The 21,102-nt window shown below is 45.2% G+C and carries 21 protein-coding genes and 1 CRISPR repeat array (1 of these 22 running past the window's edge); of the genes, 9 read left to right on the forward strand and 12 right to left on the reverse strand.

What is annotated here, in order from left to right:
• The first annotated feature begins 87 nt into the window (after window positions 1–87).
• Together T2812B_RS02930 and T2812B_RS02935 are read left to right on the forward strand one after the other, a co-directional pair.
• On the forward strand, window positions 88–816 hold the full coding sequence (locus tag T2812B_RS02930; protein WP_004083183.1) for a KaiC domain-containing protein: 729 nt from the start codon (window positions 88–90) through the stop codon (window positions 814–816).
• The gene (locus T2812B_RS02935; protein ID WP_004083181.1) at window positions 813–1,256 is read left to right on the forward strand and encodes a transcriptional regulator; all 444 of its coding nucleotides are present in this window, start codon (window positions 813–815) and stop codon (window positions 1,254–1,256) included. The genes T2812B_RS02930 and T2812B_RS02935 overlap by 4 nt, the downstream gene beginning before the upstream one ends.
• Window positions 1,257–1,265: 9 nt before the next feature.
• Here T2812B_RS02935 and T2812B_RS02940 read toward each other — a convergent pair whose 3' ends face one another.
• The 7 genes from T2812B_RS02940 to T2812B_RS02970 form a co-directional block, all read right to left on the reverse strand.
• The gene (locus T2812B_RS02940) at window positions 1,266–2,375 is read right to left on the reverse strand and encodes an MFS transporter (protein WP_008193538.1); all 1,110 of its coding nucleotides are present in this window, start codon (window positions 2,373–2,375) and stop codon (window positions 1,266–1,268) included.
• 119 nt (window positions 2,376–2,494) lie between these two features.
• Complete coding sequence (locus tag T2812B_RS02945) at window positions 2,495–3,172, reverse strand: TIGR00266 family protein (RefSeq protein WP_008193539.1); 678 nt, start codon at window positions 3,170–3,172, stop codon at window positions 2,495–2,497.
• Window positions 3,144–3,785 carry an endonuclease III gene (nth, locus tag T2812B_RS02950; RefSeq protein WP_004083173.1) on the reverse strand — a complete coding sequence of 214 codons (642 nt, stop codon included), beginning with the start codon at window positions 3,783–3,785 and terminating at the stop codon, window positions 3,144–3,146. Before nth ends, T2812B_RS02945 begins: the two co-directional genes overlap by 29 nt.
• Window positions 3,786–3,794: 9 nt before the next feature.
• Complete coding sequence (locus T2812B_RS02955) at window positions 3,795–5,150, reverse strand: aminopeptidase (RefSeq protein WP_004083171.1); 1,356 nt, start codon at window positions 5,148–5,150, stop codon at window positions 3,795–3,797.
• Window positions 5,150–6,475 (reverse strand): 4-alpha-glucanotransferase, encoded by a 1,326-nt coding sequence (mgt, locus tag T2812B_RS02960; protein WP_004083169.1) that lies wholly within the window; start codon window positions 6,473–6,475, stop codon window positions 5,150–5,152. The genes T2812B_RS02955 and mgt overlap by 1 nt, the downstream gene beginning before the upstream one ends.
• On the reverse strand, window positions 6,472–8,121 hold the full coding sequence (locus T2812B_RS02965; protein WP_008193545.1) for an NFACT family protein: 1,650 nt from the start codon (window positions 8,119–8,121) through the stop codon (window positions 6,472–6,474). Before T2812B_RS02965 ends, mgt begins: the two co-directional genes overlap by 4 nt.
• A gap of 1 nt (window position 8,122) precedes the next feature.
• Entirely contained in the window at window positions 8,123–8,986 is an 864-nt protein-coding gene (locus T2812B_RS02970) for a deoxyribonuclease IV (protein WP_008193547.1), read from the reverse strand.
• A gap of 53 nt (window positions 8,987–9,039) precedes the next feature.
• Between T2812B_RS02970 and T2812B_RS02975 the strand changes: the two genes are divergently transcribed.
• Window positions 9,040–9,363, forward strand: a complete 324-nt coding sequence (locus tag T2812B_RS02975) for a hypothetical protein (RefSeq protein WP_004083163.1) — start codon at window positions 9,040–9,042, stop codon at window positions 9,361–9,363.
• On the opposite strand, the gene T2812B_RS02980 is transcribed toward T2812B_RS02975, so the two are convergent.
• The gene (locus T2812B_RS02980) at window positions 9,360–9,710 is read right to left on the reverse strand and encodes a MazG nucleotide pyrophosphohydrolase domain-containing protein (protein ID WP_004083161.1); all 351 of its coding nucleotides are present in this window, start codon (window positions 9,708–9,710) and stop codon (window positions 9,360–9,362) included. The genes T2812B_RS02975 and T2812B_RS02980 overlap by 4 nt on opposite strands.
• 187 nt (window positions 9,711–9,897) lie before the next feature.
• On the opposite strand from T2812B_RS02980, the gene mds reads away from it, so the two are divergent.
• Entirely contained in the window at window positions 9,898–10,968 is a 1,071-nt protein-coding gene (gene mds / locus T2812B_RS02985; RefSeq protein WP_004083160.1) for a GDP-mannose:di-myo-inositol-1,3'-phosphate beta-1,2-mannosyltransferase, read from the forward strand.
• Between the two features lie 13 nt (window positions 10,969–10,981).
• Here mds and T2812B_RS02990 read toward each other — a convergent pair whose 3' ends face one another.
• The 4 genes from T2812B_RS02990 to ilvA all read right to left on the reverse strand — a co-directional run bounded on the left by T2812B_RS02990 (window position 10,982) and on the right by ilvA (window position 14,676).
• Window positions 10,982–11,890, reverse strand: coding sequence for a diacylglycerol kinase family protein (locus tag T2812B_RS02990; protein ID WP_008193553.1), 909 nt, complete (start codon window positions 11,888–11,890; stop codon window positions 10,982–10,984).
• A 2-nt stretch (window positions 11,891–11,892) separates the two neighbouring features.
• Window positions 11,893–12,099, reverse strand: a complete 207-nt coding sequence (locus tag T2812B_RS02995) for a hypothetical protein (RefSeq protein ID WP_004083158.1) — start codon at window positions 12,097–12,099, stop codon at window positions 11,893–11,895.
• A gap of 81 nt (window positions 12,100–12,180) precedes the next feature.
• Window positions 12,181–13,389: an iron-containing alcohol dehydrogenase gene (locus T2812B_RS03000; RefSeq protein ID WP_008193562.1), complete on the reverse strand. Its 1,209-nt coding sequence runs from the start codon at window positions 13,387–13,389 to the stop codon at window positions 12,181–12,183.
• A gap of 81 nt (window positions 13,390–13,470) precedes the next feature.
• Window positions 13,471–14,676 (reverse strand): threonine ammonia-lyase, encoded by a 1,206-nt coding sequence (gene ilvA / locus T2812B_RS03005; RefSeq protein ID WP_008193563.1) that lies wholly within the window; start codon window positions 14,674–14,676, stop codon window positions 13,471–13,473.
• Between the two features lie 167 nt (window positions 14,677–14,843).
• Here ilvA and T2812B_RS03010 point away from each other — a divergent pair, with 167 nt between their 5' ends.
• Genes T2812B_RS03010 through T2812B_RS03030 form a run of 5 tightly spaced genes read left to right on the forward strand, consistent with a single transcriptional unit; the run spans window position 14,844 to window position 20,014 of the window.
• Window positions 14,844–15,830 (forward strand): TolC family protein, encoded by a 987-nt coding sequence (locus T2812B_RS03010; RefSeq protein WP_008193565.1) that lies wholly within the window; start codon window positions 14,844–14,846, stop codon window positions 15,828–15,830.
• 15 nt (window positions 15,831–15,845) lie between these two features.
• Window positions 15,846–17,108 carry a TolC family protein gene (locus tag T2812B_RS03015; RefSeq protein ID WP_008193568.1) on the forward strand — a complete coding sequence of 421 codons (1,263 nt, stop codon included), beginning with the start codon at window positions 15,846–15,848 and terminating at the stop codon, window positions 17,106–17,108.
• Complete coding sequence (locus T2812B_RS03020) at window positions 17,105–18,112, forward strand: efflux RND transporter periplasmic adaptor subunit (protein ID WP_008193569.1); 1,008 nt, start codon at window positions 17,105–17,107, stop codon at window positions 18,110–18,112. The genes T2812B_RS03015 and T2812B_RS03020 overlap by 4 nt, the downstream gene beginning before the upstream one ends.
• Window positions 18,109–18,813 (forward strand): ABC transporter ATP-binding protein, encoded by a 705-nt coding sequence (locus tag T2812B_RS03025; RefSeq protein ID WP_008193575.1) that lies wholly within the window; start codon window positions 18,109–18,111, stop codon window positions 18,811–18,813. The genes T2812B_RS03020 and T2812B_RS03025 overlap by 4 nt, the downstream gene beginning before the upstream one ends.
• Complete coding sequence (locus T2812B_RS03030; RefSeq protein ID WP_008193578.1) at window positions 18,800–20,014, forward strand: ABC transporter permease; 1,215 nt, start codon at window positions 18,800–18,802, stop codon at window positions 20,012–20,014. Before T2812B_RS03025 ends, T2812B_RS03030 begins: the two co-directional genes overlap by 14 nt.
• Before the next feature lie 69 nt (window positions 20,015–20,083).
• Window positions 20,084–21,102: a CRISPR direct-repeat array (repeat unit 30 nt; unit sequence GTTTCCATACCTCTAAGGAAGTATTGAAAC); it runs 889 nt beyond the window's last position.

A 21,102-nucleotide genomic window follows, 5' to 3' on the forward strand; every position in this document is an offset into this window, starting at 1 on the left:
TTTTTATGATGTTGTTATCAAAAAAGTAACTTATTGGTTTATCAAACGAAAAAAATCATTGCTAAGATAATTGTAGGGGGTGGGAAGATGATCAAAAGGGTCAAGACGGGTATCCCGGGGATGGACGAAATCCTTCACGGTGGAATTCCTGAGAGAAACATCGTGCTCATCTCTGGAGGACCCGGTACCGGAAAGACAATCTTCTCCCAGCAGTTCATATGGAACGGTCTTCAGATGGGGGAACCCGGAATCTATGTTGCACTCGAGGAACATCCTGTTCAGGTGAAGAAAAACATGGAAGTTTTCGGCTGGAACGTTGATCCTTTTGAGAAGGAAGGAAAGTTTGCCATAGTGGACGCGTTCACAGGTGGAATCGGTGAATATGCCGAGAAAGAAAAATACGTCGTAAGAGACATAGACGATGTCAGAGAACTCGCCGAAGTGCTGAAGAGAGCGGTGAGAGAAACACAGGCAAAAAGAGTTGTGATCGATTCTGTAACCACTCTCTATATCACGAAACCCGCAATGGCGAGAAGTATTATCTTCCAGCTCAAGAGAATACTCTCAGGCCTTGGATGTACATCGCTCTTTGTGAGCCAGGTGTCAGTCACTGAGAAGGGATTCGGAGGTCCTGGTGTCGAACACGGAGTGGACGGTATCATCAGGCTGGACCTTGACGAAATCGATGGAGAACTCAAAAGAAGCTTGATCGTCTGGAAGATGAGAGGAACATCCCACTCGATGAGGAGGCATCCGTTCGAAATAACCGATAAAGGAATCGTCATATATCCTTCGGAGGGGGGTGAAGGAAGATGAAACTCAACTTCAATCCCGTGACCAAAGAGGAGATTCACCAGCTCGAGACCGCTTTGCTCGTTGGTACACTTTTCAGAAAGGAAGTGCTCGAGGAGATCAGAAATTCTGCTGAGAGGCTCACCTGGGTTGACAGCCTGGCGGTGGCAGCCGGTGCCCTTGCAAGGGCAAAGGCAGGAATGACAGCTTCCGAAATAGCAGAGGAACTTGGAAGGACAGAAGCAACAATCAGAGAACACGTCAAGGGAGAAACCAAAGCCGGAAAGCTGGTGAACGAAACTTATGAACTTCTGAAGGAAGGAAAGTTGAGTGTGGAAGGATTGATAGGTGAGGGTATCAAGGTAGTCACTACTACTACTGGTAGTGACGAAAAGCTCCAGGAAGTCAAAAAAGAACTCGAGGAGATCAAACAGAAACTTGAAAGTGTGATTCAGAAACTGTGAGGCGGGGAATCAATCCCCGCCTTTTGTGAACAGAAGAACCACTATTCCTCCTGAAAGCACAGCAAGACCCAGTGTCGAAAACATAAGAGAGTAAGACTTTTCTGCGAGCAATCCCGCCAGGAAAGGTCCGATGGTTGCTCCAAGAAATCTGGCAGAGCTCAAAAGACCAAGTGCTCTTCCCCTCTGAAGGTAGTGGAATCTTCTTCCAAGAAAATTGTTCGATCCGTTGATGAAAGCTCCAAAACTCGCTCCCAAAAAGGCATAAGCCAGCACTGGTGCCCAGTTCTCAGGTATCATCATGAGAAAGGGAACCAGTGAAGACATGAAAATGCCTAGAACACTTATGAATTTCGGATCGACCTTTTCTACCATCTTCCCGAACAAAAAATGGGATGGTATTTGAACTAGTGGATTCACAGCCGTGATAAAGCCTATCGTCGAAGCACTATAATGAAATCTTTCGTTTAGATAGACAGCGATCAGTGACATAGAGCCGGAAGTTCCCATCTGCCTCAAGAGACTCCCCAGGTACAGTGCCCAGATTCCATGCTCCATTACCTTCCTTCCAAAATGAAAGTCTTCCTCTTTCTTCTTTTGGATCTTCTCTTCTTTCAACCCGAGAGCAGGAATCACGGATACTGCCACGACTATCGAAAAGAAAACAAAAGCGAGCTTCAGATCGATAAACATCAGCAGAAAACCTATGGAAATCCTGCTCAGAAGCATCCCAAGTGAATTTGAAGAGTTGTAAAGTGAAAATCCAAGTGACATTTTCTTTGCAGTGCTGCTGAGCGCCATGGCAGCGGGAGGATACATTCCGTTGAAGAACGCTATGATCATGGAAACGATCAGAATGGCAGAAGGAACGTCTATGACCGCGTACAGAGGATAAAAAGCAGATGCTAGAACGAGGCTCAATATGATGAATACTTTTCTTTTCCCGATTTTGTCTGAAATTCTTCCCCAGAAAACGTTAGAAAAGGTGTTCATTGCCCCTTGCAAACTGGAAAGGAGCCCTATTAGAAAGAGAGTTGCTCCTATTTCTTTCATGCGAAGCTGTATCAGAAGATTGAAACTCATGGTGCCCATAGAGCGAAGAACGTTGGTGAGAAAGAGCATCCTTCAACCCTCCAGCAATTAGTTCGGTATGTGAATTATTTTATCACAATGACGAAAAACATCAAACATCAAAAGAATAGCAAACAAAAAATCCAACAACTTATCATGTACCTATCAAATCATCTGCTACCCGTCTGCCTAGGAACAAGAGACTTTATCCACTCGACAAAAGCGGGATAATTTCTCGTCTGGACATAAATTCTTCCTGGGCCTGTGAAGGTACACACCAGACCTTCTCCACCGAAGAGTGTGGATTTCAGCCCACCAAATGTTCTAACGTTCCATTTCACCGTTCCATCGAACGCCACGACATGTCCTGTGTCAACGGTAAACTCCTCTCCCGACTGGAGTTCTATAGATTTTATTCCTCCAAAAGAAGAAACGGCCACATCACCGTGACCAACGAATTTCAAGAGAAATATTCCTTCACCAGAGAAGAATGATTTCAAACCACCGAATGAAACGTCCATTTCCACCGAAGGATCACATGCCAGGAAAGAAGTCGATTGAACGTAGAGGATGTCTTTCAGAGGTATCACGTCTATATCTCCCGGAAGCTGAGGAGCCAGACCGACTTCACTTTCTCCGCGGGAGATGTACGTGTTCATGAAAAAGTTCTCCCCGCCCAAAATGGCTCTTTTGAGGGCTTTCCAGACACCTCCCGTTGCTGAAGTGTTAACTTCGATGGGTCCTTTCATGTAAACCATCGCACCCGGTTCTACCACAACACTCTCCCCAATCGAAAGAAACACCTTCAAAAGAGCGTAGCTACCTTTCAGTACGATTTCGTACTTCACCCTTTCCCCTCCTTCTGTAAAACTCACAGTGATTCTTCAGAAAGCACTCTTCACACAGAGGATTCTGCGGTTTGCAGATTCTTCTTCCGAATTCGACCATAGAACCGTTGATCGGCCCCCAGAGATCTTCCGGGAGCAATTTCTTGAGGGCTTCTTCTGTTTCTTCCGGTGTTCTTGTCTTCACCCAACCCAGTCTGTTGCTGATTCTGTGAACATGCGTATCAACCGCGAGGGCAGGTTTCTTGAAACCCACCCACAGCACTATGTTCGCTGTTTTTCTTCCCACACCGGGAAGTTTGAGCAGTTCTTCCAGCGAATCGGGAACTCTTCCGCCGTACTTTTCCACGAGGATCCTGGATATCTCCACAATCCTCTCGGCTTTTTGCCTGTACATCCCGGATTCTTTGATCAAATCGTAGAGATCCTCTGGTTTCGCCTTTGCGAGTTCCTGCGGTGTTCTGTAAACTTCGAAGAGCTTCTTCGACGCTTTCTCTGTGTTCTCGTCGCGCGTTCTCTGGCTCAGGACAGTGGAGATGAGAACTCTGAATGGATCCGTTTCTTTGTGGTTCCTTGGAAATCGCTTCACGATTTCTCTTGCCAGCTCTTCTATCAAAGTACCACCTCACAGTTTTTCCATGAGACTCCTGTAAGCAACGTAGGTTTCGAAGAGGTCCGCCTTCGAGGAGATCTCAAAAGGAGAGTGCATCCCCAGAAGAGCGGGTCCCATATCGATCACATCGGATCCTCTCTCAGCAAAGAACTTGGCAATTGTTCCTCCTCCGCCCTGGTCCACCTTCCCGAGGGTGGCCACCTGCCAGATGACTCCCTGTTCGTTCAGCACTTTTCTCACACGAGCTACGAATTCAGCGTGCGCGTCGTTCGTGGAGTATTTTCCCCTTGCACCCGTGTACTTCACAAGAGCAACTCCGTATCCCAGTTTCGGAGCGTTGTGAAGATCGTGGACATCTTTGTAAGGAGGATTCACGGCAGCGCACACATCTCCAGAGATCACGGAGGTATTCTCAAGCACTTCATCGAGCACGAACTCCGAATCTTTCGCACCTTGCATTTTCAGAATTTGTCTGAGGGCTTTCAAGTAGAATCTAGCTTTTGCTCCCGTGTTTCCATCGCTTCCTATCTCTTCCTTGTCGAAGAAGATCACACCTATCGATTTTTCGGGATTTGCAGACAGAAGAGCCCGAAGAGCTGTGTAGGCACATATCCTGTCGTCCTGTCCATACGCTCCTATGAGACTTCTGTCCATTCCTACCTCTCTCGGTGAGAAAGCAGGAACCACTTCTATCTCACCGCTCACGAAGTCTTCTTCGGTGATACCGTACATCTCGTTCAAAATCTTAAGAACGTTCGTCTTCACCGCTTCTTTTTCTTCTCCACTGAGAGGAATCGTTCCGGCTATGAGCATGAGGTTTTCTCCCTTGAACTTCTCAGAGATCTTCGCGTCTTCCTTGTCAAGATGCGGAAGAAGATCTGGAATCGTGAAGACGGGATCCTCCGGTTTATCCCCTATGTGAATCTCTATCTCCGTTCCATCGTTTTTGAAAAGAACACCGTGTATTTCAAGAGGAATGCTCAGCCAGTGATACTTTTTTATTCCTCCGTAGTAGTGTGTTTTGAACAGGGCTATCTGCTCATCTTCTATCAACGGATTGGGTTTGAAATCCAGCCTTGGAGAATCTATGTGCGCAACCACAAGGTTCAGACCTCTTTTGAGGTCATCCACCACACGAAAGGCGGCGATGGCTTTTCCCCGGTTCACAGCGTAAACTGTCATGTTCATGGGATCCCCCGCGAAGTCTTCAAGAGGAACGAATCCCGATTCGTCGAGGATTCTCTTGATCTCTTTCACCGTCATCCTTTCGGTTTTTGCTTTGCTCATGAATTCCATGTACTCTTTCGAAAAGGCTTCTATTTCCTCCTTCTTCCTGTGGTGCCAGACGTTTTTCCTTTCCATTTTCATCAAACCACCTCCGTTTTGTAAGGCTTCATTTTAACTCCCTCAAAGACAACCTCTTCCCCTGAAAGATTGTGAAACACCTTCAAAGAATGCTGATCATCGTAGAGTCTGTACACAAGAAACTTGTCCTCTTTACACAAAAATTCGAGCTTTGCCCGATCGATCCACTGGTTTTCCTTTCTGAATCTCGTCCATCCCAGAGTGTGTGAAAGAATCGAATCGGGATCTCTCTTCTGGTATTCTACGGAGATACCAGAGAAAGGCCCGTTGTACGCGGGCCACTTCCAGAAGGTCTGTCCCTCAACGCACATACTCTCGTTCCACGGGAACGGATCCAGGACGACTTCTGTGTTCGGTTTCTGGTAAACTCCCTTCATTCCAAGCTCATCCCCATAGAACACGAGAGGAACTCCCGGGAGAGTGAAAAGAATGGAAATCGAAAGTTTGATCTTTTCTTTGCTGAAGCCTCCTTCAAAGCTTGCAAGCCTCGACATGTCGTGATTCGAAGTAAAATTCACCGGGAGGTAGTCTTTGCCGATAACGGCCCTTTCGATCGACTCTATCAGAACTCTTGTGTTCTCTTTCCATACAGCTTCCTTTATACAGTGGGATGTGTCAAAGTTGAGCATGTAGCCAAATATTCTGCCGTGTTCATCCACCATTCTGGCCTCTGCCCATATCTCTGCGAGGAAGATGCCCTTCAAATCGGAAAGAAAGTACTTCCAGAAGCGAACATTCTGTTCGATCGTATCTCTCATGTGCTTTGCTGCATCGAACCTGAAACCATCCACTCCCATATCGAGAAGGTGGAGAACCAGTCTTTTCATTTCATCGAATACCTGCGGGTTGTCGTAGTTCAAGTCGGGTGAGAAAGGTCCAAAGAGCCCTCTGTAGAACCTCCCATCTTCCAGGGGATGCCAGATCTTTTCTCCATCCCACTCTCTTCTTTCGTCCAGATCCGTCTCTTTGTTTGCCCATACGTAGTAATCTCTGTAGTGTGGATCTCCTTTCAGCGCCTTCTGGAACCACGTGTGGAGAAAGCCTGTGTGATGGATGGGAAGGTCAAGAACGACTTTTATTCCGCTGTCGTGGAATGCCTCGATCATCTCTTTGAACTCTCTCTCACTACCGTACTCAGCTTTGAAAGAATAAAAATCCACCACGTCGTACCCGTGAAAAGATATGGAGGAAAAAACAGGCATGAGCCAGACAAAGTCAATCCCCAGTTCTTTCAGGTAGGAAACAGCGTTTTTCAATCCCCTGAAATCTCCCACACCGTCGAGGTTTCCATCCCTGAAAGATCTCACGTAGATCTGATAGCCTATCATCCCTCTATCCTCCTTGGCTCAACAAGAATGGTTTTGTAGTTCTTGTATATCACCATACCGGGTTTGAAACCCTTAGGTTTTCTTACATATTTTATGAATGTGTAATCGACCGGCACTTTTCCGGAGTTTTTTCCCTTCGAGTAACCGGCCGCGAGACTCGCCGCATATTCCACGACTTCCTGAGGCACCTTCTTTCCTTCTGTCTTCACCACAACGTGGGCTCCCGGCATCTCGTGAGCGTGGAACCACAGGTCCTCCTTCGAGGAAGTTCTCACGAGTTCATCGTTCTGTTTGTTGTTTCTTCCTATGAGAATTTTGAACCCGCCGTAGTACACCTCTCTGAAACGGGTTTTCTTTGCTTTTTGTTTTTTCGTTTTCCTCTCTTTCAGGAGTCCAAATTCTCTCATTTCTTCTTCTATCTCTTCGAGTGTTTCCAGATCTTCCGCGTCTTCGATCGTCTCCCACAGCTGATAGAGATACTCTTTTTCCCGCTGTATCTCTTCGAGCCGTTTTTCTACCTGTTCTTTCTTTCTCTGCAGTTTTTTGTAGGTATTGTAGAACTTCTGGGCCGTCTGGGCAGGATCTTTTCCCACATCCACAACGATCTTTTCGTTTGTCTCCCAATCCGTGAGTTCGACCTCTCCGGATTTTCCCTTTATACTCCAGAGGTTCTGAACGATGAGATCGCCGAGTTTTTTGTATCTTTCGGCTTTCTCCGCTTCGGAAAGTTCCCTCGAGAGTTTTTCTTCAAGATCCTCCAGATCTTCAATTCTGCTCACAACCACTTTGATAAAACGATTTTTGGTGTTTTCAAAGGTGGATTTTTCTTCTTTCCATCTCACAAATTCGTTGATACCCTCGGAGGGTTTTTCAAAGTACCTTTCTTTGAGGCTCAGCATAGTAAACCTAAAAGCAGAAACTTCCACAGGGTGTGAAGCTTCGTAGTAGACAAACACCCCCGGGAGTTCCAGCTCCTTTTTTATCTCCTCAAGAACTTCGAGTATCTTCCTTTGATCCACAGCCTTCCACGGAGTATCCAGTTCGTAGCCGGTTCTGTGGATCAGCTCTTCCACGGAGACGGGAGAGAAGCCTTCGAGAAGTGAAAGGAGAACGTTTCGGATCGTTTTTTCACTCTCTGGTGGAAGCTCTCTCAATTCAAAAATGGAAACCTTTCCGGAGGGAAAAATCACGAACTCCCTGCCGGGGAGGATTTCTCTCTTTTTCGTTACAATGCGTCTGTGTGCGTCAATGATCCTCCTATCTCTGACCAGTATCATGTTCGAGTGGATCCCCATTATTTCGATGTAGAGATCTTTTTGAACGATTCCCTCTATCTCATCGAATTTCTCGAAGGAAAACCGCAGTGTTCTGTCCATCCCAATTTGTTCTACCTTTAGAAGTTTCGCACCTTTCAGTTCCTTTCTCAGAAGCATCGTGAACGAAGAGGGCATCTTCTCCGATGCCTCTTCTTTTTCAGCGATCGCTACATGGGAAACATCGGGTCTCAAACACACCCGAACGGTCGCACTTCTGAAAAGAAAATAATAATCAACCGTCGTTGGTTGATAAATCTGCCTCAAGTGTTCTCCTTCGAGTTCCTTTAACTCTCGGACTGCTTTGTGCAAAAGCAACCCATCGAAGGGCATATCAATCGACCTCTATACCGAATTTTTCTATGATCTCAAACACTTTCTTTATATCCTCCGCGTGCTCTTCGTTTCCACCAGGGGTTTCCAGGATCCATGGAACTTCCTGGATCTCTTTGAAGGAGAAAAATACGGCAAAACCTTCTTCACCTATGAATCCGCTTCCTATTCTTTCGTGCCTGTCTTTTGCCGCACCGAGGGGGTATTTAGAATCGTTCAGGTGTATCATCTTGAGTCTTTCCAGACCGAACAGGCTCTCTATCTCGTTGAGAAGGGCTTCGACACCCTCCTTTTTTGTGATGTCGTATCCAGAGTCGAACCCGTGACACGTATCGTAGGTGATGGCCACACGGTCTTTTTGATCGACGAGATCTCTGATTTTTTTCAGCTGTTCCAATTTGTATCCGATATTTCCTCCTTTTTGTGAAACGTTTTCAAGAAGAATCACCACACCTTCGGTGTTGTTCAGCACTTCGTTCAGACCTCTTACTATTCTGTCTATTCCCTCTTCCTCTCCAGTTCCGAGGTGGCTTCCGGGGTGAATGTTCAGATACCTTATACCCAGCTTTCTGCAAATTTCCACTTCTTTTTTCAAAAGTTCAACAGATTTCTGCCAAATGTCATCCTTTGGACTGGCGAGATTTATGAGGTATCCACTGTGACAAAACGCGTTTTCCCAGTCGATACCGTGTTTTTTCATCTCCCTTTTGAATTTCGTGGCGGCCTCGTCAGAAGGGAGTTTTGCACTCCAGGAGCGAGCGTTGTGAGGAAATATCTGGAAGGAGTTCCCCCCTATGTTCACTGTGTCTTGTGGTACCCTGTCAAATCCTTTCGAGATGGGCATGTGAGCTCCTATTTTTATCATGCTTCTTACCCCTTTCCCGGTGATATAATGAAACGGTGCATGGGGGTGACATCGTGTGGATCACTGCGCTTGTTGTTCTTGGATTCACTCTATATTCATTTTACACCTGGGCGTTTCTTGTTCGTCACAGAAAGATCATCTCGTACATAGAAAGAGAGATTTTGGAGTTAGAAGAAAGAGAGAAGCTCTTCAGAAGAGAAGTCGTCTCAGGAAATGACTTTGTCAAAGAAAAATACGAAAAAATACTGAAGCTCCTCGAAAAAGCCAGGGAAGACTACAACTTTGAGGTAGAGAAATTCAACAGGAAACTCAAATCACCTCTTTATTTCATACCTGCAAAGCTTTTTGGAGAGGTTCCTTTGGAGAAGAAAGATTAAATTTTCTTTTTGCGCTCTTTCCATATTTTTTCCGCTTCTTCTAAGGAGATCTTTTCTTCCCAGAACAGCCAGGGTTTCCTGTGTGAGATCTTTTCCACCACCTTCTGAATAGCACTTTCAAGGTCTATTCCGTAATCTCTCTGTGCCACTGCTGCCACGAGAAGAGCGTCGTAGATGAGATCTCCTATCTCTTCCTCGAGATTTGCGAGGTCGTTTTTCTTCACAGCTTCAGCGACTTCTTCTATTTCAGAAGCGAGTGCTTCAAGCAGAGTTTCAATGCTCTGTTTCTCTAACCAGGGGCACTTCCTCAAACTTCTTTCGATGATTTCAAGAAGTCTTTCTACCATCCCATCAGCTCCCTCAATCCTTCAATGAGTTTTATATCATCATCGTCATTCTATTTGCTTTTAGAATCAGCTCTTTTGTTTCCATGCTCGAAATTTCTTTCAATTTCATCACGCTCCTAAATTCGATGAATTCTATAATATATTATAGAGGTTCTTAAAATTTGCATCACAAAAAGGAGGTGAGAGTATGAAAATCGGATTCCTCAGCAGATGGGGTGCCACGTGCGGTGTGGGGATGCACGCAGAGATACTTGCAAGAGAGTTCATCAGAATGGGACACGAAGTTGTGGTCTTTGCACCAACAGAAGAGAGTGCCAGCAAGGAAGTTAAATACTACAAAAGAACGGAAGCCCAGGATCCGGAGTTCGTGAAGAGAGAGATCTACACGGAAGTGGACAACGTAACAGAGGAGGGCTGGGTGAAAGAAGAAGAGATTTTAAAGGAAAACCTGGACCTGCTCATAATAGAAACCTTCTGGAGAGTTCCGGTAAAACCACTCACCAGGCTCATAGAAAAGCTGAAGATTCCGGTTATTTCCGTTTTCCATGAAGCAAACATCTTCAAAGCAAGAGAAGTGGTGAAACTGCCCTGCGATAAAATCGTGGTTTTCGATAGAAGGTTTTACGATGAGATTCTGGAGTTTTACGAGATCCCCCGGGAAAAGGTCGAAGTGATCAGCTACCCGGTAATGAAACCCTACGATGCGGAACCAGAAAGACCCGTCAGTGAAGACAAGTTCCTGTTCTTTTCGTTTGGAAGACAACCCGTCGAAGAATACTGTGACTTCCTCAACGCCCTGAAAAAACTCAGAAAGAGATTCGACAACGTTCACTACTGGATCATCAGGTCAGATGGAAGGGTGGATTACGAGGCTGAGTGGATCACCCAGTGGCAGAAAAGACCAACCGTCGAAAAACTCTACAGTTATCTGAAAGGCTCGAACGTACACCTTCTACCAAAAGGAAACACTCCGAACGTTGTTGTGTCTTCTACCCTGTATCAGATCATAGCGAGTGAAACCCCCATCGTCATAAGAGACAGTAGATTCGTTGAAACCATAGAGACCGACGTGTACGGATTCGGCCCCATCGTGAAGTACAGAAATATTCACGATCTGGTTCACAAGCTTGAGCTTTTGATGCTGGACAGAGAGCTGGTCGAGGATATCAAGAAAGAAGTGAGGGTTTTTGTGGAAAAGTACGGCGGTGACAAGATCGCTCAGGAATTCCTGGATCTTGCAAAGACCATCACCAAATGAGAGGGCAGCCCCCTCATTTTTTCACCAGCACCCTTATAACCCCGGGGATTATTGAAAAGAAAATCTTCTTGGCCCAGAAAGATTCACCATCGAATTCCACCGGTTCATCTCTTTGAAACTCCACCACCACCTTTTTCGCCTGATAACCCTCCACCCTGGGATGTTCCAATAGCTTTCCGTTGAACACCCTGTGCAGGTTAGCCAGGATTCTCAATTTTCCTATGTCGTTTATCACTGTCACAGCAAGAAGGCCGTCGTCTGGCACAGCGTGGGGAAGCTGGTTCATGCCTCCTCCATTGTATTTACAGATCCCAACGTTCATGGAAAAAACCCTCTTCTCCCACACCTTTTCATCGATCTGGATTCTGGCAGTAGGGGGATCGTATTCGATGATAGAGGAGAAAATCCTCGAGAAGTAAGAAACACGGTTCTTCCTCTTGAGAAGGTTGGTCCTGTAGGTCACAAATCCGTCGAAGAAAAGGCCTGCAACATTCACGAACGCGCGCTTTTCTATCTCTCCGCTCGCTTTTTCGTATTCACCTACTCCCAGATCCTGAACGAATTCTTTTCCATCTTTCAATGTTTTGATCGCTTCTTCGATCTCAAGAGAAACGCCGATCGTTCTCGCCCAGTCTTTGCCGCTTCCGAACGGTATCCACCCGAAGACAACTTCTCTTAAATCGTATCCGTTCAAGAAGATCCCGTTTACCACCTCGTTTACCGTTCCATCTCCACCGAACGCTGCTATTCTTCTGTATCCCTCTTTGAAAGCCTTCTTTGAAATTTCCATCGCGTGACCTGGCCTTTCTGTGAAGGCAACCTTGTGATCTATCCCGTGTTTCTTCAGAAGATCTTCGACTCTGTCCCAGATTTTTCCAGCTCTTCCTCCACCCGCAGCGGGATTGTAGATCAGGAATACCATGTTCATCCCCTTCCGATCAGAGCAAGCAGAATAGATACAGCAAAAGCCCCAAGACTCACAGAGAGGAACTGCCATCCTTTTTTATCGTAGAACTTTTTCTTTTGATTCTGCTTCTTCTTTATAGCACGTGTTCCAAGATCGAAAAACACTATCGCGATGAACAAAAGTCCAAATCCGGCAAAGAACAGAAAATCCGATACAAATCTCAAAGTCTCACCTCCGCAGGGGATATTCTACCAAAAAAAGGGCAGGAAATCCCTGCCCTTCTTTAGTGTTTCTGATTCCTTTACTCAATAAGGCTTCAAGGATTCTTTATAGATTGCTTCCACCAGATTCTCATCTACTTTCATTGGTGCCAAATTCAGCAGAAGATCTAATGCAGGAGTTTCAAAAGCAAGCCTTACAAGTTTAGGGATGTCTTTTTCAGAAAATCCAACATCCGCCAGTTTCTCTTTGACACCCAAGTTAAAAATCCACTGTTCAAGTTTTGAAGCAGCTTCTTCCGCTTCATTCGGTCTTCCTTTTAAATCAGGAATTATAGGCTGATATACGTAAGCAAGTATTTGTGGTTTCGCTTTATATGTGTATTTAAAAACAGCTGGAAGCAGCATAGCAAGTCCCAAACCATGGGGAAGATCGGGTTTGATAGCACTCAGCGGATGTTCAAGAGCATGCGTGAGATGTAGCATACCATTATCGAAAGAGATACCTGCTATTGCAGAAGCATACATCAGGAAGTAACGCGCTTCTAAGTTATCAGGTTTTTTGAGAACCTCGGGTAAGTATTCAGATATCAATTCCACAGTATTTCTTGCAAGATTTATTGAAAATGGATTTCCTAAAGAAGTTGTAGCTGCTTCTGTGATATGATTCAGTGCATCAAGAGAGGTATAAATACTTTGTTTTTCTGGAAGACTTTTAGTTAGCTCTGGATCATCGATAGAGAAGGTTGGATAAATGCAATCATAGGCTATTGGTGGTTTGTATTCTTTTTCCAGAATAGATGCCACTGCAAATCTATCGACTTCTGTTCCTGTACCATGTGTTGTGTTTATGGCAATTATGGGTTTTGCTTTTTCGGGTATGAACTTTTGTTCATACAATTCTTCAGCTGTTTTTTCAGGATACTCAAGTAATATTGCGACACTTTTTGCAGTGTCGATAGGGCTTCCTCCGCCTATTCCTATCACGGCTTGAGCGTTTATTTCAAGCGCTTTTTTTGTAGCCTCGTTTATCTGTTCGGTTGTGGGATTTGGTGTCACATCATCATAAACTACGTATTCTATACCTCTCTTTTCCAAAGCAGGCTTCACTTTATCCCATGCACCTGTAACTTTGTACGCAACTTTGTCACTAACAACTACCACAGACTTTATACCTCTTTCCTTCAGAAAATCCAGTATATCCTCGATTTTAGCTAATGCACCCGCCCCAAAGTAACAAGTCGTTTTTGTTCTTATTTCAATTACATTTTTGATGTTAATCTCTTTGGACCACATAATCTATCACCTCCTGATTTTCATTGTACCCGGACTTTCTTCATTGTGAATTTCATAACAATTACATTTGTGAAAATTTTCTCACACGACTATTCTCACCTCGTATCCCTTTGCGATCAACACCCTCTCTATCTCTTCAACGTGTTTTTCATCGACCGTCTCAAGCTCGAGCTCTATTTTGGCAAAACCAATGGGAACTTCCTTCGCGGAGCGATTGTGAAAAACGGAAAGGACGTTTGCGCCGAGTTCCGCCACTATCCCGAGAAGCTCTTTCAGGGTACCGGGTCTGTCCATCACAAACGTTTCTATGAACACTTTCCTTCCGCTCTTCACGAGCCCTTTGTTTATGATTCTGTCTATCATGTTCACATCTATGTTGCCGCCGCTTATCACGATAGCTACCTTCTTTCCCTTCACATCCAGTTTGTTCAAAACAGCGGCCACCCCCACTGCTCCTGCACCTTCAGCAACCACCTTTGCTTGCTCAAGAAGGAAAAGGATGGCATCCGCTATTTCTTCTTCGTTCACCGTGACCATCTCATCGACGTACTTCTTCACCAGCTCGAAGGTCAGGTCACCGGGCTTTTTCACGGCTATTCCATCGGCAAGCGTGGGTTTACCCTCGACCCGCTCTGCCCTGCCCCTTCTCAGTGAAGCGATCATGGAAGGCATGTTCTCCGTTTGAACGCCTATTACTTTAACCTCAGGATTCATCGATTTGATCGCAACGGATACTCCCGAAATCAAACCACCTCCACCAACGGGCACTACCACCACTTCCACATCCGGAAGATCTTCCATTATTTCCAGCCCTATAGTTCCCTGCCCAGCGATGACATGAGGATCGTTGAAAGGATGCACGAAAACCGCACCTGTTTTCTCCTGTATTCTGAGAGCTGCTTCGTAGGCCTCGTCAAAAATGTTCCCCTCAAGAATCACCTGAGCTCCAAGATTCCTCGTTTTGGTGATTTTAGAAAGAGGAGCGTACTTCGGCATCACGATGGTAGCGGGAATACCGAAGATTTGAGCAGCAAGTGCCACTCCCTGCGCGTGGTTTCCAGCGGACGCGGCAACGACTCCTCTCTTTCTTTCCTCTTCGCTCAGGTGGGCTATTTTATTGTACGCTCCCCTTATTTTGAACGAACCGGTCTTCTGGAGATTTTCCATCTTCAGGTAGATCTCTCCACCTGTCACTTCGCTCAGAACAGAGCTGTAAGCAAGAGCGGTCCTGTGCACCACATTCTTCAGCGTTCTTTGGGCTTCTTTTATATCCTCGAGTGTGATCACGAGAAACACCTCCCGGTTTTCTGAGCAACCACAGTTTTAATCTTACTCCAGGCCCGAACTCGTTTGAAAGAAGGAGTTTCTCATTTTACTTGTGAGAAATTCACGTTTTTTTCACAAAAAAAGGCATAGAATTTTATCGTCAAACAATCGAAAAAGGAGGTATTCGTATGAAAAATCTCTTCGTGGTGCTGTTGTCTCTCGTTTCTGTGCTGAGCTTTTCTGTTTCTCTGAATGATGTTCTTCAAACCGCTCTTGCGAGCAGTACAGATTATCAAATCGCGCAGATCAACTTAGAATCCGCGACGATGGACTACGAAAAAGCAAAACTCGAAGCAACGAACAAGAGATCAGAACTCTCCGCAGAACTCAGCTACTACAACAACCTTCAAAGCTACAGAAATTCGCTGAAATCCGCTTATCAAGATGTTCTTGGAAGGATTTTCAATCTCTTGACCGCTGACCTTTCCTACGAAATCGCACAGCTGAACTTCGAAAACGCCCAGGAAGACTACAAAACCAGTCAGGAGCTTTTCAAGAAGAATCTCATTTCCGAGAACGACCTGAAAGATTCAGAGCTCACCCTCGAAGAAGCCAGCAACAACCTCCTTTCCGCCCAAAAAGACCTTGAAGAAGCCCAAAAAGATTATGAGGAGATCTTCAGCGTGGAAGTGAGTGAAATAGAGCTTCCTCTCATCGATTATCAGAACCTTGTAGGTGAAGACGAATACCTCGACAATCTTTCTTCCGTCAAGATCGCGGAGCTGAACATGAAGATCTATGAATACGATCTCAACAACCTCTCCGCTTACGCTTCGAAGTACGAACAGAAAAAGGCAGAGCTGAATTACAAGAAATCAAAGATGAACTACGACGAAGCTTTGAAAGAAGCAAAAGACAGCTATAAGAGCACCCTCGATTCTCTGGAAATCGCCTTCTTGAACTTGAAAGTACTGAAAGAGAAGATTGAGCTCAACGAGAACATCCTCAAAGATTACCAGGAAAGATACGAAAAGGGACTGATCTCAAAGAAAGAACTGAACACCCAGAAGATCAATCTTCTCAACACCAAAAAGAACTACTTCAATTCGCTACGCAGCTACTACACTTCGATCGTGAACTTCCTGATAGACGCTGGAAAAGAAGTCTCCTTTTGAAGAAGGTGGTAAGAAATGAAACGATTTTTTCTGGTTTTTCTCCTTGTTCCGGTTTTCCTCGTGGGGAACGTCTTCGATCTGTTCGAGGAGAACCTGAAAAATTCGTCCGGTTACTGGTCGAGTGTGGAAAAGTTCAAAGAAGCACAGCTCAACTACAAACGTTACACAAACTTCTGGAATCCTGAGATATCCGTTTCATTGGGGAAGACAGGTATCACCATAACAGAGGATGGTATCTCTGATTTCTCAATATCTCCAATTGTCAACTTTGTAAACATCTACGGATTCGAGCTCGGACTTTCCTTTCCGATCTCGGTGAACACCGACGACTGGTCTTTTAACTTCGAAGGAACACAGCTCAGTGTGTCCAGAAATCTCAAAACGGAATACACAGTGGACAAGTTGAAGACTGAGGCAAACTACCTTTCCAGCAAGTATTCTTTGAAATCCACAAAGAACAGCATTTTCATCCAGACCGTCCAGGACATATTCGACTGGTACTACTACACAAAGAAGATCGAGATACTCTCGCAGAGACTTCAGGTGTTGAACGAAAAACTCAGCAAGGCAAAAGATGACGACGAAAAGAAAGCTCTGGAAAAGCAGATACTCTCCACTGAACAAACCCTGAGAAGCGCAGAATACAGTCTTCAGACGATTCAAACAAAGAACATCGACGAAGAAGTGTATCAGAAAACAAGAAAGTTTCTCGAGGGGGTCACTCTGCCGGCCACCACTCTGGAGTACAGAGAAGACCTGAAAGCTCTGGAGCTTCAAAAGAAAGCCGAAGAGATAGAAAAGAAAACATGGTTTCTTCCGTATCTTCCGGATCTGACGTTCTCGTTCAACTACGACTTCGAAGAGAACGAGTGGTCGATCGGAATAGGATTTCAGATGACGCTCTGGGACTTTGGAGAAAGAAAACTGGAAGCAGAGAAAAGAAAATCCCAGCTGGTTTCTCTGGAATATCAGGAAAAGGTGCGAAACATAGAAAACTCGTTGAGCCAAGAGCTTGTCAACATTGCCAATCTCGAGTCTCAGCTGAGACAAAAAGAAATCGAACTGGAAGATCTGGAGGAAAGCTCCAAAACAAACGATCAGCTTTTCAATAAAGGCTTCCTGAGTGAAGAAGACTACGCTCTCTCGAAACTCGACTACGTGGAAGGAACTCTCGAGAAAGAAAATCTGGAAAATTCATTGATTCTGGAAAAACTGAAATACATAAGCATCTTAGGATACGATCTTGAGAAATTCCTCAAGGAAGGTGATCAGAATTGAAAAAGTGGATAACCCTGCTGATCATAGCAGTACTGGTGGTTTTGGTAGCTGTTGTGATCTTTTTGAACAGAGCCAGTGCCCAGACCGTTTCTGAAAAAGACGCCACTTCAACACAGACTCCTGTCTATCTCACCTACACTGTGACGAAAGAGAATGAAACTGTAGAAATAGTGGGTCAGGTCACCGCCGATACGAAGAAAGTCACTTCCAAAGTATCTGGAGACGTTCTGGAAATTTACGTGGAAGAGGGAGATGTGGTTCAGGTAGGTCAGAAAATAGCAAAGATAGACGACACAGATTATCAAATCAGTTATCTTTCCGCTCTCAACAGCTACAAAACTTCTCCCACCGAGATCAACCGTTTGAATCTGGAGAAAGCAAAAGAGAACCTGGAGAACACAACGGTGGTTTCGCCTGTGAATGGAGTAGTTCAATCGGTCAATGTGGATGTGGGAGACAGTGTGTCGGTTGGTACCAGCATAGTCACTATAGTGGAAACAGATACCCTCAGAGTAGAAGGTTCCATCAGTGAATACGACCTCAAGAACGTCAAAGAAGGAATGAAGGCTGTTTTCACCTTCGAACAGCTTGGCCTCACCCTGACCGGAAAGGTGAAAAGAATCAGTCCTGTTGCGGAAACGTCCGGTGGAGTTACCGTGATACCGGTGGAGTTTTCTTTCGATCAGATACCTCCCAGCTTAGTGATACCTGGTCTCACGTGCGACGTGGAAATAATCATCAAAGAAGCTACAAGTTCTTTCTTTGTACCAAAAGAAGCGGTCAGTCAGGATCAAAACGGTTACTACGTGATGAAACAAACACCCCAAGGACCTCAAAAGGTGTATGTTGAGGTGGGTGAAGAGCTGAACGATAAGATAGAAATCAAAAAGGGTGTTTCCGAAGGAGACGTTTTGCTTCTCATCCCGTCACAGCAGGAAATCCAGAGACTTCGAACAAGGCAAGGTCTTCCGATGTTCGGCCCCGGAGGGGGACGAGCAAGATGAAAAAGGTGATGGAGCTTGTCGATGTGTGGAAAATATATGACCTGGGTGAGGTGAAGGTCGAGGCTCTTCGTGGTGTTTCTTTCGAGGTGTTCGAAGGAGAATACGTGATCATAATAGGACCATCTGGAAGCGGAAAGTCTACACTCCTTCACATTCTTGGATGTCTCGATCGTCCTACAAAGGGAAAGGTACTCATAGAAGGAGAAGAGGTTTCGAGGATGGGTGATCGAAGGCTCGCGCAGGTTAGAAACAGGAAAATAGGCTTTGTCTTTCAGAGTTACAACCTTCTTCCCCGTCTCACCGCTTTGGAAAATGTGGAGCTTCCAATGATCTACGCGGGTGTACCGGCGAAGGAGAGAAAAAGGAGGGCAAAAGAGCTTCTGGAATTGGTCGGTCTGGGAGACAGACTCCATCACCGGCCGAATCAGCTTTCAGGAGGTCAGCAACAAAGAGTTGCGATAGCGAGGGCTCTGGCAAACGATCCTGTCTTCATCCTCGCAGACGAACCAACGGGAAATCTGGACACAAAAACTGGCGAAGAGATACTGGAGCTGTTCAGAAAACTCCACGAGATGGGAAAAACGCTGGTTGTTGTGACTCACAACCTCGAGATGGTGGACGAAGGAACGTGCATCGTGAGAATCAGAGATGGAAAAATCGAAGGTGTAGAACGTCGAGGTGTTGTGTATGGAGATACTTAAAGAGGTTCTGAGATCACTTCTTGCCAACAAGATGAGAACGTTTCTATCGATGCTCGGTATTGTGATCGGAGTGACCGCCGTTATCATGGTGATGTCTCTTGGGGCAGGTATGAAAGAAAGCGTGACAGAGAGGCTCACTTCGCTTGGATCGAACATCATCATGATCACACCTGGATTCACTGGAGGAAGAGGAGGTACGATCGCTCAATCGGTGGAATCGCTCGAGGAAGACGATGTAGAAGATATCCTGAAGATGTGCCCGAGTGTTGACAAAGCGATCGGTCTTGTGAATGGAAGTTTCCTTGTTCAGTACAGAGAGACAAACACCAGATCTAACGTGTACTCTGCACCAGCTGATATTTTCCACATTTTGAATCTGAAAGTCTCTTCTGGAAGGACCTTCTCCCAGGAGGACAACACTGCCAACGTCGCGATCATCGGACAAGAAGTGGCGTACAACCTGTTCGGAAACGAAAATCCTCTGGGCAAAAAGATTTACCTCGTTCAGGGAAATAGAAAACTCGTCTTTGAAATCATTGGAATCTTCGAAAGAACCGGTAGCATTCTCATGTTCAACCCAGACAACATGATTCTGATCCCCTATGAAACGGGAAAATTCAGGGTCTTCCAGACACACGGGAAGGTTTCCATGATACTCGCAACAAGTAAATCCGCGGATGTTGCTCAAAGGGCAGTCATGGAGATAGATCACCTGCTCTACACAAAGTTTCACGAGGAAGAAAGTTACTACAACATCATCAGTCAGCAAGCCATCTTGAACGTGGTCTCTGAGAGTGTGTCTATCATCAACCTTGTTCTCGTTGCAATCGCCGCTGTGTCGCTGATCGTTGGTGGTATCGGTATCATGAACATCATGCTCGTCTCTGTTGTTGAAAGAACCAGGGAAATAGGTATAAAGATGGCTATAGGAGCATCAAGACTCAGAATTCTTTTGGAGTTTCTTGTGGAAAGCGTTGTGATCACATTCGTTGCTGGTGCCATAGGTGTTGCTCTGGGTATCTTAGGTTCGAACACGATAGTTAACACCTTTGGCAGTCAGTACGGATTGAAAGCCGTGGTAGATCCGCTCTCTGTGATTGTTGCATTTGGAGTTTCGGCAAGCGTTGGATTGTTCTTTGGGTTCTATCCCGCATACAGAGCCTCCAGACTGAGTCCAATAGAAGCCCTGAGGTACGAGTAATTTAACCGGATAGCGGAAACACAAAAACAAACATTTGCCCCGAAAGGGGCATTTTTTGTTTTGTATCAGATTTCCATGCCTCTAAGGAAGTATTGAAACTTAAGATGTCTATACCGGGCATTCTACAAAACAGCGTTTCCATACCTCTAAGGAATTATTGAAACGTTGAGACCATTCGTCAGGATTTTCGGGTGAATAGTGTTTCCATACCTCTAAGGAACTATTGAAACGTACATGGGTTGCTGCGGCAATGAATCCAGAAACCGAGTTTCCATACCTCTAAGGAACTATTGAAACGATGATGATGTAATTGTTCTTTCAGGTAGTAGATACGAGTTTCCATACCTCTAAGGAACTATTGAAACATTGCGAGAGATCAGAAATATTCTCCGCTTTGTAAAGTTTCCATACCTCTAAGGAACTATTGAAACTAAAGGATATGAGATACTCACTACTGAGAAATCATTGTTTCCATACCTCTAAGGAACTATTGAAACGTGTATTGTGCTTTTGTTCAGAATGCTTTCGAGTCTGTGTTTCCATACCTCTAAGGAACTATTGAAACAAGAACCCCGCAGACAAAGGAAACGTCACTCCCGAGTTTCCATACCTCTAAGGAACTATTGAAACCTGGCGACATCCTACACGCTACAAGAAGATTCTCTTCTACGCGTTTCCATACCTCTAAGGAACTATTGAAACCAGGCACGGTCGCGTACTGGACGAACTCGTTAGTGGACGAGATGTTTCCATACCTCTAAGGAACTATTGAAACGAATAATCTCTTGAATTTTCCATAATCGTCCCTCCCCTGTTTCCATACCTCTAAGGAACTATTGAAACTGGAGGAGGGGACGACAAATTTCTACCAAAATCCACTATTGTTTCCATACCTCTAAGGAACTATTGAAACCAGCAAGAAACCTCGGTGTCTCGCTGAGAGAAGCAAGTTTCCATACCTCTAAGGAAGTATTGAAACCTTCACCGCATCAATTATTTCGTCTGTTTTATCTTTTGTTTCCATACCTCTAAGGAAGTATTGAAACGATATACGTAGGTAACGTTGCATCAAACGACCTCATGTTTCC

This window comes from Thermotoga sp. 2812B, assembly GCF_000789335.1.
GTDB lineage: Bacteria > Thermotogota > Thermotogae > Thermotogales > Thermotogaceae > Thermotoga > Thermotoga maritima.